At 56.9% G+C, this 15,085-nt stretch carries 14 protein-coding genes; 10 read left to right on the top strand and 4 right to left on the bottom strand.

The genetic code is table 11. The features are described from left to right. Positions 1-195 precede the first annotated feature (195 nt). From AC07UB_RS04635 to AC07UB_RS04620, 4 genes are read right to left on the bottom strand one after another with little or no spacing between them, the layout of a single operon-like run. Complete coding sequence (locus AC07UB_RS04635; protein WP_494651997.1) at positions 196-1,089, bottom strand: enoyl-CoA hydratase-related protein; 894 nt, start codon at positions 1,087-1,089, stop codon at positions 196-198. Then, positions 992-1,750 carry an enoyl-CoA hydratase/isomerase family protein gene (locus AC07UB_RS04630; RefSeq protein WP_494651999.1) on the bottom strand — a complete coding sequence of 253 codons (759 nt, stop codon included), beginning with the start codon at positions 1,748-1,750 and terminating at the stop codon, positions 992-994. The genes AC07UB_RS04635 and AC07UB_RS04630 overlap by 98 nt, the downstream gene beginning before the upstream one ends. Beyond that, the gene (locus AC07UB_RS04625; protein ID WP_494652000.1) at positions 1,750-2,928 is read right to left on the bottom strand and encodes an acyl-CoA dehydrogenase family protein; all 1,179 of its coding nucleotides are present in this window, start codon (positions 2,926-2,928) and stop codon (positions 1,750-1,752) included. The genes AC07UB_RS04630 and AC07UB_RS04625 overlap by 1 nt, the downstream gene beginning before the upstream one ends. 3 nt (positions 2,929-2,931) lie before the next feature. Then, positions 2,932-4,161 (bottom strand): CaiB/BaiF CoA transferase family protein, encoded by a 1,230-nt coding sequence (locus tag AC07UB_RS04620; RefSeq protein ID WP_494652002.1) that lies wholly within the window; start codon positions 4,159-4,161, stop codon positions 2,932-2,934. Between the two features lie 208 nt (positions 4,162-4,369). On the opposite strand from AC07UB_RS04620, the gene AC07UB_RS04615 reads away from it, so the two are divergent. The 10 genes from AC07UB_RS04615 to AC07UB_RS04570 all read left to right on the top strand — a co-directional run bounded on the left by AC07UB_RS04615 (position 4,370) and on the right by AC07UB_RS04570 (position 15,056). Then, positions 4,370-5,254 carry a 3-hydroxyacyl-CoA dehydrogenase family protein gene (locus tag AC07UB_RS04615; protein WP_494652003.1) on the top strand — a complete coding sequence of 295 codons (885 nt, stop codon included), beginning with the start codon at positions 4,370-4,372 and terminating at the stop codon, positions 5,252-5,254. 56 nt (positions 5,255-5,310) lie between these two features. Further along, the gene (locus AC07UB_RS04610) at positions 5,311-5,988 is read left to right on the top strand and encodes a 3-hydroxyacyl-CoA dehydrogenase family protein (RefSeq protein ID WP_494652005.1); all 678 of its coding nucleotides are present in this window, start codon (positions 5,311-5,313) and stop codon (positions 5,986-5,988) included. Positions 5,989-6,002: 14 nt separating this feature from the next. Continuing rightward, positions 6,003-7,607 (top strand): AMP-binding protein, encoded by a 1,605-nt coding sequence (locus AC07UB_RS04605; protein ID WP_494652683.1) that lies wholly within the window; start codon positions 6,003-6,005, stop codon positions 7,605-7,607. Next, positions 7,604-8,368 carry a glucose 1-dehydrogenase gene (locus tag AC07UB_RS04600; RefSeq protein WP_494652006.1) on the top strand — a complete coding sequence of 255 codons (765 nt, stop codon included), beginning with the start codon at positions 7,604-7,606 and terminating at the stop codon, positions 8,366-8,368. Before AC07UB_RS04605 ends, AC07UB_RS04600 begins: the two co-directional genes overlap by 4 nt. 116 nt (positions 8,369-8,484) lie before the next feature. Beyond that, a complete protein-coding gene (locus AC07UB_RS04595) occupies positions 8,485-8,775 on the top strand; it encodes a Zn-ribbon domain-containing OB-fold protein (protein ID WP_494652008.1) in 291 nt (96 codons plus the stop codon). Beyond that, complete coding sequence (locus AC07UB_RS04590; protein WP_494652010.1) at positions 8,772-9,911, top strand: thiolase family protein; 1,140 nt, start codon at positions 8,772-8,774, stop codon at positions 9,909-9,911. The genes AC07UB_RS04595 and AC07UB_RS04590 overlap by 4 nt, the downstream gene beginning before the upstream one ends. 9 nt (positions 9,912-9,920) lie before the next feature. Continuing rightward, the gene (locus AC07UB_RS04585; protein WP_494652012.1) at positions 9,921-10,733 is read left to right on the top strand and encodes an SDR family NAD(P)-dependent oxidoreductase; all 813 of its coding nucleotides are present in this window, start codon (positions 9,921-9,923) and stop codon (positions 10,731-10,733) included. 9 nt (positions 10,734-10,742) lie between these two features. Then, positions 10,743-11,855, top strand: coding sequence for a CaiB/BaiF CoA transferase family protein (locus AC07UB_RS04580; protein ID WP_494652013.1), 1,113 nt, complete (start codon positions 10,743-10,745; stop codon positions 11,853-11,855). 25 nt (positions 11,856-11,880) lie between these two features. Continuing rightward, positions 11,881-13,086 carry an ABC transporter substrate-binding protein gene (locus AC07UB_RS04575; RefSeq protein ID WP_494652015.1) on the top strand — a complete coding sequence of 402 codons (1,206 nt, stop codon included), beginning with the start codon at positions 11,881-11,883 and terminating at the stop codon, positions 13,084-13,086. Between the two features lie 92 nt (positions 13,087-13,178). Further along, on the top strand, positions 13,179-15,056 hold the full coding sequence (locus tag AC07UB_RS04570; protein ID WP_494652017.1) for an oxidoreductase: 1,878 nt from the start codon (positions 13,179-13,181) through the stop codon (positions 15,054-15,056). The last annotated feature ends 29 nt before the right edge of the window (positions 15,057-15,085 follow it).

The raw sequence follows: 15,085 nt of genomic DNA, 5'->3' as shown, positions 1-15,085 counted from the left end.
CGCTCAAGAGCACAATAAAATTGAATATACATTCAATTACTGGTTTCTCACAAGACCATCATCGTGTGGCGAGAGATATTCACTTCGTTGGCTCTGCAATTCGCTACAAACAAATCGAGCGTTAACGAGATGAGAGAAATGCCAGCACGGGCGTCCGATTGAGCCCAGTGCCGGCATTTTTTTGCTGTGACTAGACTATCGCCGACCGCGGAAGTTCGGCAGGCGCTTTTCTGCAAAGGCAACGCGTCCTTCCTTGCACTCGTCCGATTCGAGATAGAGCTGAAGTCCGGCGTCCGCAAACAGCGATTGAGCAGGCAGACCGCCCGTGTTCAGATTGAACGCGCACTTCAGGAAGTTTAGTGCTGTGGGGCTCAACGCAACGGCTTCCTTCGCCCATGCAGTGGCTTCGTCCATTAGCTTCTCGTAGGGGACGACTTTGTTAACAAGTCCCCAGCGTTCGACCTCGGTCGCGTCGTACTGGCGGCAGAAAAACCACATTTCTCGTGCGCGGCGTTCGCCGATCAAATTCGCTAAATGAGTGCCCCAGCCAGCATCAAAAGAGCCGACACGCGGTCCAACCTGTCCGAACTTCGCGTGATCGGCTGCGATAGCTATGTCGCAGACAGCGGCGAGGACGTTGCCACCGCCGATTGCAAAGCCATTTACAGCGGCGATAACGGGCTTTGGAATCTGGCGAATGAGAACGTGCAGGTCTTCGATCTCCCAGCGTCCATTTTCGCTCACGCCGTAGCTTCCAGTTTCAATAAACTCCTTCTGATCACCCCCGACACAGAATGCCTTCTTTCCAGCGCCGGTGAAAATGACCACGCCGACATTCTTGTCGGCCCAGGCGGCCTTGAAGGCGTGCAGCAACTCCTCGATTGTTTGTCCGCGGAACGCGTTCAGGCGCTGTTCGCGATCGATCGTGATGGTCGCAATCTGGTCGGCAACTTCGTAGCGAATGTCGGTATACTTCATCCTTGCATTCCTTTTATCGTGTGCCAGCCAAAAACTGGCCGATACGTGTGCGGGCTTCGGGCGTGTTGAACAGGATGCGATCGGCTTCGCGTTCTTCCGCGTAGCCGTCACGCGACGGGTCGCCTGCCGCGGCGATCAATGATTTCGCTTTGCGAATGGCATCTGGGGAGAGGGATGCGATCCTGCGAGCGATCAGGTCGGCCTGCTCGGTGAGTGCTTCGGATTCAAATGCCCACTGGACGATTCCGAGGCGTTCAGCAACTGCGCCATCGACGACATCTCCGGACAAAATCAGGCGCGATGCGGCCCCGCGACCGATCAATCGGGTCAGTCGTTGAGTTCCTCCAGCGCCCGGGATAAGTCCCAGCTTTGCTTCGGGGAGCCCGATTTTTGCGCGATAGGACGCAATGCGAAGATCGCAAGCGAGAGCAAGTTCCAGGCCGCCACCGAGAGCCGCACCGCCGATTTCGGCAAGCACCACAAACGGCATCACTTCGATTCGCGCGAACAGCCGCTGAAACTCGGTGACGTCCCGCACCATCGCATTTGCGCCGTCAGGCAGTTCAAACAGCGTGCGGATATGTTCCAGATCCATGCCAGCGCTGAACACTTTCTGATTCGAGCGGATATGGAGGACTACAATGTCCTTGCGCCCGGAAAGCCGGTCGAGCAACGCGTGAAATTTTGCCAGCCATTCGTCATTGATGGCGTTGACCGGCGCACGGTCGAGCGTGAGAACGACGCGTCGGCCGTCTTCGAGAATGTTGAACATCAGCGGCCTTTCGAGCGATCGATAAACGAGCGACCTATCAGTTGTTGATGGATCTGGTTGGCTCCTTCCCAAATCTGCGTGATCTTGGCATCACGCATCAGCCGCTCGACTTCATAGTCACGGCAATAGCCGTATCCGCCATGCAACTGGACGGCATCCTCGGTGACCTTCATCGCGACGTTGGAGGCTTTCATTTTCAGCATCGACGACTCGATGCCGAAATCGGTCGCGCCGGCGTCAACCATTCCGCCCACATGCCAAAGCCAGCTTTCGCAAAGTGCAAGTTCGGTTGCCATGTCGGCCACCATGAACTGAACGCCCTGGTTTTCGATAATCGCCCGGCCGGATTGCTTGCGGTCGTTGATGTAGGCGACTGTTCGGCTGAATGCGGATTGGGCAATCCCGAGGGCGTGGGCCGCGACGCTCGGGCGTGATTTATTCAGGGATGCGAAAAGAATTCTTAGCCCGTCTCCCGGCTTCCCGATCAGATTAGCGCGCGGAACTCGACAGCCATCGAAGGAAATGGCCGCGGTGCTGGACGCGCGATGGCCCATTTTCTTTTCGGTGCCGAGAACTGAAAATCCGGGCGTTCCTTTTTCGAAAATAAGAACCGAGATCGCATCCTTGGGGCTGTTGATTTCGCTCCATTTGCCGAACAGCAAATAAAGATCGGCCACGTCACCGTTGGTTATAAAGGTCTTGGATCCGTCCACGACGATGTGGTCGCCGTCTGGCCGAAACCGGGTTTTCATCCCGGTCGCGTCTGAGCCCGCACCCTGTTCCGTGATAGCCAGGGAGGCCAGACCTCCTTGCGCGATGCGCGGCAGCAGGCGAGCTTTTTGCTCATCGTTGCCGAAGTCGACCAGCGGCTTCATAGCGTGAAAATTGGTCGCCCAGATAATGCCGGTCGATGCGCAGGCGCGCGTTATTTCGCCGACGCAGGCAAGATAAGCGGTATACGACATAGGCGCGCCGCCAAAGGCCTCGGGCACGAACATCGCATTGAGGCCGAGGTCATTGAGAGCCTTGATGTTCTCCCAGGGAAACTCGCCGGTTTCATCAAAGCGCATCGCATTCGGAGCGATGACGTCGCGAGCGACCGCACGCACGCTTTCCAGCAGCATTGCCTCGTCTTCGCTCAGCTTGATTTGGCTTTTGATCCTGTCCAGAATGTTCATCGATTATACCACTCCTGCGGCGCGCAATTGCCTGATCTCGTCTGTGCCGAGACTTGCCCAGCGTTCGAGGACTTCATCCGTGTGTTGGCCGAGATCGGGCGGCGGACATCGCGGCGGATTTGCGACGCCGTCGAACTGAATACCGAGGCCGACCTGAGGTACGCGCGTGCCATTGCGTTCGAGCTGATAGAACATGCCCCGATCGATGAGCGACTGGTCGGCGGCAATCTGGTCGACCCGGTTGATCGGACCTGCGGGAATCTTGGCGGTATCGAGGATAGCCAGCCATTCGTTCCGAGGTTTGCTTCGGAGAATTTCCTGGATCTTTCCCGTGATTTCGGGCCGGTGAGCGTGTCGCTTTGCATTGGTGGAGAAGCGGGGATCGCTCGCGACCTCCGGTTGGCTGACCGCATCCCAAAACCGCTTCCAGATTCCGTCATTGCCAAGGCCAAGCGTAATGGGCTCATCCGCTGTATCGAAAGCTTGGTAAACCGCGATCACGCTGTCGCGTGCGCCGGTTCGACGCGGAATCTCTCCCGAGCCCAAATATGTAACGATTCGCGGCGTGAGAAAGCGCGTCATACTCTCGACCATCGAGATGTCGATGCAGTGTCCCTTGCCGGTGCGCGCGCGGTCGAGCAGCGCCGCCTGAGTTGCGATCACGGCGTCCATACCCGCGAGCAGATCGGCGGCGGGTGTTCCGATTTTCTGCGGCGGCGAATCGGGTTCACCGGTGATGTCCATCACGCCGCTGTAGCCTTCGGCGATGAGGTCGTAAGACGATTTGTTCGCGTTCGGGCCGACCAGCCCGAATCCCGTCAGCGACACGAAGATCAGGTCCGGCCGTATAGTGCGCAGCGACTCGTAATCCACCTTGAGCTTCTGTTGCACGCGGGGAACGAGATTGAGCACGACCACGTCCGCCGCCGCAACGAGCCGGTAGAGAACCTCCAGGCCTTCCTCAGTCGCGTAGTCGAGGGTGACGCTCGCCTTGTTTCGGTTGACGCTGAGAAACCAGAGCGACTGGTTGTCCAGAAACGGAGGACCCCAAGCCCTGGAATCGTCGCCGGCACCGACACGCTCGATCTTGACAACCTCGGCGCCAAGATCGCCCAGCATCATTGTCGCATAGGGCGCCGCGACGGATGTAGTGAGATCCAGAACGCGAATGCCGTCGAGAAGTTTGAGTGATTCTCCGGCTGGAGGGAGAGGGAGGCTTTCAAAGGGATGCATGGCGCTCACAGCTAAGGGTATCTAGAATTATTAATTGAATGGTCAGTTTTGTCAATCGACGTTAATGGAGACGAGCTTTTCCTAGCAGATACCAGTATTTTCGGGCGCTACGGTCGTATCCAATGTTGCGATACGATCTCTGATAAGATGCTTGACGACCCTTCCGGAAGAGAGTTATTGAATGACTAATCATTTATGAGGGGTTGGAATGGCGCCGAGTTTTCAGTTCTCGTCAGCAGGCGTGGCCGGTGCCGGCACCATGGGTGCGGGTATCGCCATTACGATCGCTCGGGCCGGCTTTGAGACGACGATCTATGACGTGTCAAAAGACGGTCTTGACCGAGCGCGGCGCCAAATGACCGAGTTCTTCGACAAGTCGGTTTCGCGCGGCAAGCTCGATGAGGCCAAGGCCAAGGTCATTCTGAGCAAGTTGAAGTTCTCGGACGACGTCGAAGCGTTGTCGTCGGTCGATGTCGTCGTGGAGGCGATCTACGAAGATCTCGCGGCGAAGCACGATCTGTTGGGCAAGCTCGATGACGTATGCAGCCAGGACACGCTGTTCCTCACCAATACGTCCACTCTGTCGATTACCGAGCTTGCCGCGGGCTGCAAGCGTCAGGATCGCGTCGTGGGGGCGCACTATTGTCTGCCCGCGCAGCTAATGAAGCTTGTCGAGATGTCCAAAGGCATTCACACGTCGGAAGAGGCGTGGCAGCGGGCCTGGGCGTTCGAGTTGGCGACGCTGCAGCAGCCGATCGAGACTAAGGACCGGCCTGGTTTCGTTCTGAATTTTTTCTGCATTCCCTACCACAACGACGTGATCCGAATGATCGAAGCCGGGGTTGCTGAACCTGCGGAAATCGATCGCGCGATGAAGGCTGCGATGGGCTTCGCGATGGGTCCGTGCGAGTTGATTGATCTCATTGGTCTCGACACACAGTTGCGCGCTTCCGAGGCGTTTTTCTCCGTCACCAACAATCCTAGGACGTCGCCGCCGCCTCTGCTTCGCCGGATGGTTGCTGCGGGTGTATTAGGCAGGAAAACCAAACGTGGTTTCTACGACTACAGCCGTGATGCGCTTTTTGGAGCTTGACCAGTTTCAGGTCGTCGGTGCGATTAAGGCAAACCAAGGAAAGCGTGGGGAGAGCGATGAAGCCGACTTACACAGTGCGAAGTGACGGAAGCAGTCGGTCGTTTCCGCAATCTCATGCATTGCTGAAGGCGGGGACGAGCGGCGGCTCGGTGCTCCTGCTGATCGGCAATCAGGCTGCTCTGCGCGGCGACGATACGAATTATGCGGCGATTGCCATAGAGGTTGGCGAAGAAGGACTCGGAGTTCATACCGGCGAGGATAGTGGAAGAGAGGGGTCCAGCGTCATCGGATTCTCCCGCTGGCGGCTGGGATCGGACGATCCGAGCGATCTGATAGAGCTTGTTGTGCAGCCTCAAACGTCGCCCGAGGCGGTCGATCTCGTGCGCGCCGTGTTCGAGGAGGCCGGCTTTCAGGTCAGTGCGTGCGCCGATCGGCCCGGACGTATCGTCGATCGCTTAATCCGCCCGCAATTCAATCTCGCTCTTCAGGCCATTGATGATGGTCTCGTCAACGCGAAGGATCTCGACGTCTGCCTTCAACTCGGCCTGGGTTACCGGAAGGGGTTCATTGCGCCGCTCGAGCGCTCCGGTCTCGACTATCACCATGATATATCGCTTGCCCTTTATCAGGCCTATGGCCGTCCTGAATATCTTCCGGCGAGGCGTGCGGTTGTAGCCAAGGCTAGATCGCACTCATCCGGCTCCTTCGTCGGCGCGCAGGAGCAAAAGAAGTGAGCATCTACGATGATATGCCGCTGTCTCCGGCCAGCAACACGCCGCTGACGCCGCTGCGGTTTCTCAATCGGGCCGTCCGTTATCACGGCGACAAGATCGGTCTCGTTCATGGGGATGACGCATGGACGTGGCGCGATATTGACGAGCGATGCCGGCGGTTTGCATCGTCGCTCATCGCGCGTGGCGTGGCGCGGGGCGACACCGTTTCGGTGCTTGCTCCGAACGGTCCGGCTATCTTTGAATCGCACTTTGGCGTCCCAATGACGGGCGCTGTTCTCAACAATATCAATATCCGGCTTGAGCCGGCGGCGTTGGCGTTCATCCTCAATCACAATGAAGCCAAGTTTCTGTTGGTTGACATCGAGTACAGCGCGTTGGTCAAGGCCGCGTTGCCGGGGGTCAAGTCGCCGCCGACTATTATCGATATTGTCGATACATGCGCCGAAGGAGGCGAGCGGATCGGCGTTCTCGATTATGAGGCGCTGATTGCCGAGGGCGACCCAGCGTTTAGCGCAACCGAGCCCGTAAGCGAACTGCAGCCGATCTCGCTGAACTATACGTCCGGGACCACCGGGAATCCCAAGGGCGTCGTTTACGATCACCGCAATGCCTATGTGGAATCGCTGGGCAACATGATCTCATGGAATGTGACCGGACAGCCTCGGCTGCTTTGGGTCGTTCCGATCTTTCATGCGAACGGTTGGTGCTATCTCTGGCCGATGGCGGCAGTCGGCGCGACAAATGTTATGTTGCGCAAGCCGAGCGGTAAGGCCGTTTTCGCTGCCATCGCCAAGCATGGCATCACCGATATATTCGGAGCACCGATCATAGCACATCTGATGGCGCAAGTTCCCGCGGAAGAACGGCCGAAATTGTCGCGACGCTTGCGTATGCTCACCGCGGGGGCGCCGCCCACGTCCGCAAATTTTCAGGCAATGGAAGAAATCGGAATCGACGTCGATCAGGGCTATGGTCTGACGGAAGTTTGGGGGCCGGCCATTTTTCGAGAATCTGCGCCTGAGTGGGCAGATCTTTCTCCTGCCGAACGTGCGCGTCTCAAGACACGACAGGGGATACCAAACCTTGCCTTGGACGATGTCGTTGTCGCCGATCCAACCACGCTCGAGCCCGTGCCGCGCAATGGGAAAGCCATGGGCGAGGTTCTCTTTCGCGGCAATGTTATTATGCGAGGCTATCTGAAAAATCCCAAAGCTACGGCAGAAGCTTTCGCAGGGGGATATTTTCACTCCGGTGATCTTGCGGTGTGGCATCCGGACGGTTCAATCGAACTGAAGGATCGATCGAAAGATATTATTATCTCGGGCGGCGAGAACATCTCGTCGATCGAGCTTGAGAACGTACTTTCAGAGCATCCGATGGTGATTGATGTCGCCGTGATTGGCGTTCCAGATCCAAAATGGGGCGAAACGCCTTGGGCGTTTATCGAACTCCGACAACACGCAACGGCGACTAGCGAAGACATTATCAATCATTGCCGCAGTCGTCTTGCCAACTTCAAGGTGCCAAGAGGCGTCACGTTTGGTGCGATTCCAAAAACGGTAACCGGCAAAGTACAAAAATTCCTGTTACGTCAGAAATTACGGGAGACCGCGGTATGAGCAGTGAATCAGATCTGAGAGGCAAAGCAGTCCTCGTGACCGGTGCGTCCTCGGGTATCGGTCGGCATTTCGCATTACGTCTGGCTGCAGAGGGCGCTCGTGTAGCTGCCGCCGCCCGACGCGTTGAACTGCTTCAAACGCTTTCAGATGAAGTCAGCCAAGTCGGTGGAATTTTGATCCCGATTCAAATGGATGTGAGCTCCGTTGATTCCATCCGGAAGGGGGTCGATGCTGCGGAGGCGGCTTTTGGTCCAATCGAAGTTCTCGTTAACAACGCCGGAATCGCGCACCAATCCCGTGTGATTGATGTGACGGAGGAAGATTTCGATCGGGTATTTGCGACGAACGTTAAAGGTGCATTCTTTGTAGCGCAGGAATGCGGTGCGCGAATGATCCGAAGTAAAATCGAAGGACGCATTGTTAATACTGCATCGATCGCGGGCCTTGTGACAATGCCACAACTCACCGCCTACGGCATGTCGAAAGCCGCGGTGGTTCAAATGACAAAATCTCTTGCTCGCGAGTGGGCAAGGCACGGCATCAATGTCAACGCAATTTGCCCCGGATATATCGCTACCGAGCTGAATGTCGATTTTTTTTCCAGCGAGATCGGCCAGAAGCTCGTGGCGGGCCTTCCGAAGCGCAGGATCGGGGAGGCCTCCGATCTCGATGGCGCGCTTCTTCTCTTGGCATCATCAAGTGCGTCCCGCTTCATCACGGGCGCAATCATCACTGCCGACGACGGATACAGTATATCGTGAGTAAAATCAGGGATCTTCGCGCGGAGCTCTTTATCGACTCTTCGCCGCCACGGTTGGTCGGTAGCCGCTGTAGCGAAACTGGCCAATTGTTCTTTCCGGTCCAGGCTATGAATCCCGTGACCCAAAAAGCCGGTACGATGGTTCGGGCGGAAATCGAGGGCGAGGGCAGGCTCCTCAATTTCACGCAGGTTGTGCGTGGCATGCCGGGCTTTGAATCGCCGTTCGCGCTTGGCGTGATCGAGCTCGATGCCGGCCCAATTCTGACGGCCCAACTCGCCGAATGGAAGGACATCCAGCTTCGCTCAGGCATGCGAGTCCAGTTGGTGATCGGTCCGATCAAGCGGGATTCCGACGATACGGTTGTGATGGGCCCCAAATTCCGCCCGCTTGAAGGAGCGACATCATGAGTGGTGTTTACGTCATTGGCGCGGGCATGACGACTTTCAAGCCACATCCGGATATCGAAGTGCACGAACTCGCACGACAAGCGGCATGGGACGCTATCGTTTCGTCGGGAGTAGCGCCTGCGGACATTGAGCTTGCCTACGCAGGACATGCCTATCAGGGGCAGTGCTTTGGCCAAAAGGTGCTGTTGAAGATCGGTATCGTAGGCCTGCCGGTCGTTAATTGCGAGAACGCCTGCGCCAGCGGCGCCTCCGCTGTATGGGGCGTTTATAACGCTATCAAGGCAGGGCAAGCTGACATCGGGATAGCGATTGGGGCTGAAAAGCTTGCGTCTGCGAAGGGCGGGTTCACCCCGCTCGTCGCGGATGATCTCGAGAGCAGCATGGGCCGCGTGATGCCGGCTGTTTTCAGCATGATGGCCCGAAAGCACATGGAGCGCTACGGCACTACGCCGACGCAGCTCGCAAAGATTGCGGTCAAGAACCGGCGCAATGGGGTTCTCAATCCCTATTCGCCTTGGCGCGATGAAATTACGGTTGAAGAGGTTCTTGCATCGCCTGTCATCGCAGGGCCGTTGACCCGTCTCTCGTGCTGTCCCGTTTCCGATGGCGCATCGGCTGTAATTCTTGCGTCTGAAAAAGTTGCGCGGCGATACACTTCGAAGCTCGTAGAGATCCGCTCTGCGGTGCTGGCTTCTGGGATTCGGAATGGCGTCGGCATGGCAGACGACAATTCTGAGATGACAGTTCGCGCAGCCAAGCGTGCATATGAGCAGGCGGGCATTGGTCCCAACGACGTCGATCTATGTGAACTCCATGATCCCTTCACCATCGCTGAGTTGGTTCATTACGAGGATCTTGGTTTCTGCGCGCCGGGAGAAGGTGGTCGGTTTGTCGATGAAGGCCGCTTTGAAATTGGTGGCGATGTCTCTGTGTCACCCTCTGGCGGTCTGTTGGCGCGGGGCCATCCCCTGGGTGCGACCGGCGTTGCCCAGATCGCGGAAATGTTCTGGCAATTGCGAGGCGAGGCCGGGGACCGTCAGGTACCGAACGCTCACGTTGGTCTTGCACACACGGTCGGTGGCGGCGTTACCGAAATCGAGGCCGGGGCTACCTCGGTCCACATCTTAGTTGCTTGAGGAATGACAATGGATCTTGGTGTTCACGGGAAGGTTGCACTCGTCACAGGTGGAGGCATGGGCGTTGGCCGTGCAATCTGCAAAAAGCTTGCTGCTGAAGGTGCAAAAATCGCAGTCAATGACATTCTCGGCGAGCGGGCGGAAGCTGTGTGTGCCGAAATACGTCAGGCCGGTGGCAAAGCCGAACCCTACGCTGTCGATATTACTGATCTCGAAGCTGTCCAGAGTATGGTGAGCAGGATCGAGCAGGAGCTCGGTCCGCTCGATATTCTGGTTAACAATGCGGGTGTTGTGCCGGAGCGTCGTACGGGCGAAATCGGGATGCCCACATTTCTGGAAATGGCCCCGAACTATTGGCGGAAGATTGTCGACCTAAATTATTTCGGCGTGATGAACTGTGTCTCGGCGGTCGCAGGAGGCATGGTGAAAAGGCGTAGCGGAAAAATTATCAGTATGATCTCCGATGCCGCGCGAACCGGAGAACCGCGTATGGCCGTGTATTCCGGGGCTAAAGCAGCAATTCTTGGCTTTTCGAAAGCCATCGCTAAAGAGCTCGGACCCCATCGCATCAACGTCAACACTGTGTCGTTGTCTGCGGTGGCGCACGAAAACCCGATCGCGGGATTTCAGCGTCCGGACGCGACCGTGGAGTCGAACGACACGTTGCGCAAGGTTCTTCGTAACTATCCAATCGGCGAGGGGCTCGGTCGGCTGACCCATCCAGAAGATGCTGCAGACGCAGTTCTGTTCCTGGCATCTGATCGCTCCGCTTACGTCACGGGTCAAAGCCTTGGCGTAAACGGCGGCTTCGTGATGGTTTGATCGTGCGCCATGACCAATAAATCTTCCAATTCTGCGATACGTCCATTGGCGGGATTGAAAGTCCTCGACTTCTCGACGTTGCTGCCTGGTCCATTCGCATCGCTCCTTCTTGCGGAGGGGGGCGCCGACGTCATCAAGATCGAGCGTCCCGTTCGCGGTGATGACATGCGTTCGTATGATCCGAAACTCGGCGCGGACAGCGCCAATTTCGTGCTTTTGAACCGTGGAAAGTCCAGTATCGCTCTCGATCTGAAGAATCCGGTGGAAAATGCGGAAGCGCGCAAACTCGCCGTGGGCGCGGACATTCTTATTGAACAGTTCCGGCCTGGCGTGATGACGCGGTTGAGTCTTGGCTATGAGGACATCGTCCGGGAGAATCCCCGTGTCATTTATTGTTCGATCACGGGTTACGGTCAGAACGGACCGAAGGCAAAAATCGCAGCCCACGATCTCAACTATGTAGCCGAGGCAGGTCTTCTGTCGCTGGTCTCTGATCTCAATGGCACGCCTACGCTTCCTCCGCTGCCCCTCGCCGACATTGGCGGGGGCTCTTATCCCGCTATCATGAATATTTTTCTTGCTCTGTATGAGCGCGAACGCACCGGGCGCGGACGTTATCTCGATATTTCTATGAGCGATAACGTGCTGCCCTTCTTGTACTGGGCCATTGGTAACGGAGCGCTTGGACATGCTCCACGTCCAAATGCAGAACTGATCACCGGTGGCAGCCCGCGATACAACATCTATCGGACGCGCGATGGTCGTTTCCTCGCTGCCGCACCATTAGAGCCGCAGTTTTGGTCGGCTTTTTGTCTGTGCCTTGGCGTTCCGCAGATCGCGACCGTTGCGGATATCGCATCTCGTATCTCGGAACGCGATGCCAATGATTGGATGAGAACGTTCGAAGGCCACGATGTGTGCTGTTCGATTGTTGCGTCGGTGGAGGAGGCAATGAACGATCCGCATTTTGCGGCGCGAGGAATGTTCTCTCGTACTGTGAGCAACGGTCCCCAATCAATGCCGGCGTTGCCCTTGCCGCTGGTTGGTGTTTACCGCGATCCAGAGCTTTCGCGGTCGGCGCCAGCCTTGCCGAAGGCAAATACGGCCAATTCACCAAAATAAGTCAACAAAGGGACCGGAGGAAACAATGAAGAAATCAAACTTCAAGTCTTTGTGTGTGGCGATCGCAGTATCGTTTGCAACGCCAGCGTTCGCTCAAATTTCGGACGATTTCGTCAAGATCGGCGTTCTCGACGCCTTGTCGGGCCCGTACGCCGACCTACAAGGAACAGGCGACATCGTTGCCGCCAAAATGGCTGTGCAGGATTTTGGGGGCAAGGTTCTCGGCAAGCCGATTGAGCTTGTTTCAGGCGATCTGCAACACAAAGTAGACGTCGGCATGAACATTGCGCGTCGCTGGTATGACGTGGACAAAGTAGATGCCATCTTTGGGCTTGGGGATTCTGCCGTTGCACTGGCCGTGCAGGGAATGACGAAAGAAAAAGATCGTATCAACGTTGTCATCGCTGCTGGGTCGCCCGCATTAACCGGTGCCAATTGCTCACCCAACGGCATTCATTGGACGTATGACAACTACGCCATTCCGCGCGCGACGGCGCTGGCGACGATGAAGGAAAATGGCAAGAGTTGGTATTTCATAACTGCAGACTATGCGTTTGGTCATTCGCTGGAGGCGAGCACAGTTTCCGTCGTAAAGGCTGCGGGTGGGACGGTCGCGGGTGCCGTGCGCGCTCCCCTGAACAGTTCGGATTTCTCATCCTTCATCCTTCAGGCGCAGGCGTCGAAGGCTGACGTGATTGCGCTGGCAAATGCAGGTCAGGATCTCATCACTAGCATGAAGCAGCTTGCTGAATTCGGAACGAAGCAGCGAACTGTCGGACTTCTTGTGACACTGACCGACGTGCATAGCCTTGGGCTTCAAGCCGCGCAGGGACTTACGTTTACTGAAGCTTTCTATTGGGATCAGAACGACAAGACGCGGGAGTTCTCCAAGCGCTTCAAAGATATTCACGGCAAGCCGCCGACGATGATGCAGGCCAGTACGTATGGCGCAGTCATGCACTATTTGAAAGCAGTTGCTGCCGCTGGCACCGATTCGGCGAAACCTGTCATGGCGAAGATGAAAGCGACTCCGATCAACGACTTTATGACCACGAACGGTCAGGTGCGTGAAGACGGTCGCGTGATCCGCGATCTCTATATTCTCCGCGCAAAGAAGCCGGCCGATTCCAAGGGTGAATGGGATCTCCTAGAACAGGTCGGCACCATCGCGGGCAAGGATGCGTTTCGTCCGCTTGCAGATGGCGGCTGTTCCTTCGTAACAGGAAAATAGTTGCCGAGCGTAAATCTCCACCCGGGTTTTAAATGCGTTGCGGGGTTGCTGTTGAGCGAAGCAGCCCCGCAGTTTAATGAACTGTATCAGGCATGACAGCGATATTTCCGCATCTTTTCAGTTCGCTGAAGATACGTCAGACCGTCTTCCGCAACCGCATGATCGTTCCGGCGATGGCCACTCATTTCGCAGAGCCGGATGGGTCGGCCGGGCAGTCGGTCACCGATTATCTTGAAGCCCGCGCCGCCGGCGGATTTGGTGCGATCATAACTGAGAATATCGGAGTTGACGCGGGTGGGCGCGTGATGGCGCGAATGCTTATGGCCGATGATGATCGGTTTGTGCCCGGATTGTCGCGGCTTGCGGAGCGGGTCAAGCGACACGGAGCCGCTGCCATCGGCCAAATCAATCACGGTGGCCGCCAAACAATCAGCAAGATCACTGGCCGGCAGCCCGTTGCGCCGTCTCCTATTCCCTGTCCCTTGATGCGCGAGATGCCGCGGGAACTCGACGTCGGCGAAATTCACGACCTGCAGGACGCTTATGCTTCAGCAGCGCTGCGATTGGAGCGAGCAGGTTTCGATGGCATTGAAATCCATGCAGCTCACGGCTATCTCGCAGCAGAATTCCTGTCGCGCTACTCCAACCATCGCACGGATGAGTTTGGCGGCGATCTGACTAACCGTCTCCGCTTTCTCAGCGGAATCATTGAGCGTGTCCGCGCCGCGACAAATCCAAAATTTCTCGTATTCGTCCGTATCAGTGTCGAAGAATTCGTTCCGAACGGCCTCGATACGAATGAGTCGATCTTGATAGGGCAACGGCTCGCAGCGCAGGGCATTGATGCGCTGTCATTGTCGGTTGGCGTCTATGAATCCTATAATCGGCTCACCATGCTGTCGGGTGAACCGGAAGGGCCGTGGTTGCCGCTTGCGAAGCGGGTGAAGCAGGCGATTTCGATCCCGGTGGTTGGCGTGGGTCGAATCAAGCGAGCGCAAATGGCTGAGGACGCCGTCGCTAGCGCGGATGTCGATCTTGTCGCGTTTGGCCGCGCATCGATCACTGATCCCGATTTTCCGAAGCGCATCAGATCGCCAAGGGCACGGACAATCAGCGGCTGTACGTCCTGCAACTTGTGCCTCGGACGGAGCGCGAAGCCGCAGATGGTTTGTCCGGTCAACCCATTCGTCGGCCGGGAAGCCCTTCTGCCGAACACAGCGTCGGTGTCTCCCAAAAGAATAGTGATCCATGGCGGCGGGATAGCAGCTCTGACGGCCGCCTGGCTTGCAGCTTTGCGTGGCCATCATGTTGAGCTTGTCGAGGAAGCGAGTGATTTTGCTGGAATGCAAGGGTGGCGGAGCCGTGTACCGGGACAGGCCGAATATGCGGATGCCGTGCAGGCAGTCACCGACCGTGCGATGGCTGCGGGCGTAATGCTGAGTAAGGTATCGCGAGATAGTGGCGAGGCAGCCGTCCTATGGACTGTCCGGCGATATGAGCCGACTCGGCGCTCGGGCTTGAACGGAATAACGTCAAAGTCGAGTTTTGATGCCCTCAGGGATGCGGACATCGTTCTGCCGGATCGTGTACTTGTCGTTGGCGACGATCTGAGCGCGGCGGATGCGGCGCTCTTGCTGGCAGCGGGTGGCCGCACTGTAACGTTGCGTTCACCTGCCAAGGATATCGGGTTCGATGCGCATCCAGGGTTCCGCAGCCTAAATCGCAAGTTGCTTTCAGAGTATGGTGCGACGATCGAAGTGAATGTGCCGCTTGATCAACTGGAATCCGCAGGCGCCTTCGATGCCGTCGTATATGGCCGTACCCCTGATATTGCCGGCGATCGTGCAGAGAACTGGGCGTTGCCATATGGCGCAGCCGGCACTCTCCTGATCGACGACGCCTACGAGCCCGGCGCACTCGTCAGTGGAGTTTATCGAGCTGTTGATCAGGTATTGGTATTCGACACCTGATCGAACATCAGGCGCTGTAAAACCATAGC

It is taken from the genome of Afipia sp. GW821-FHT04G03 (assembly GCF_059419985.1).
This window is presented reverse-complemented; position numbering and strand designations above follow the sequence as displayed.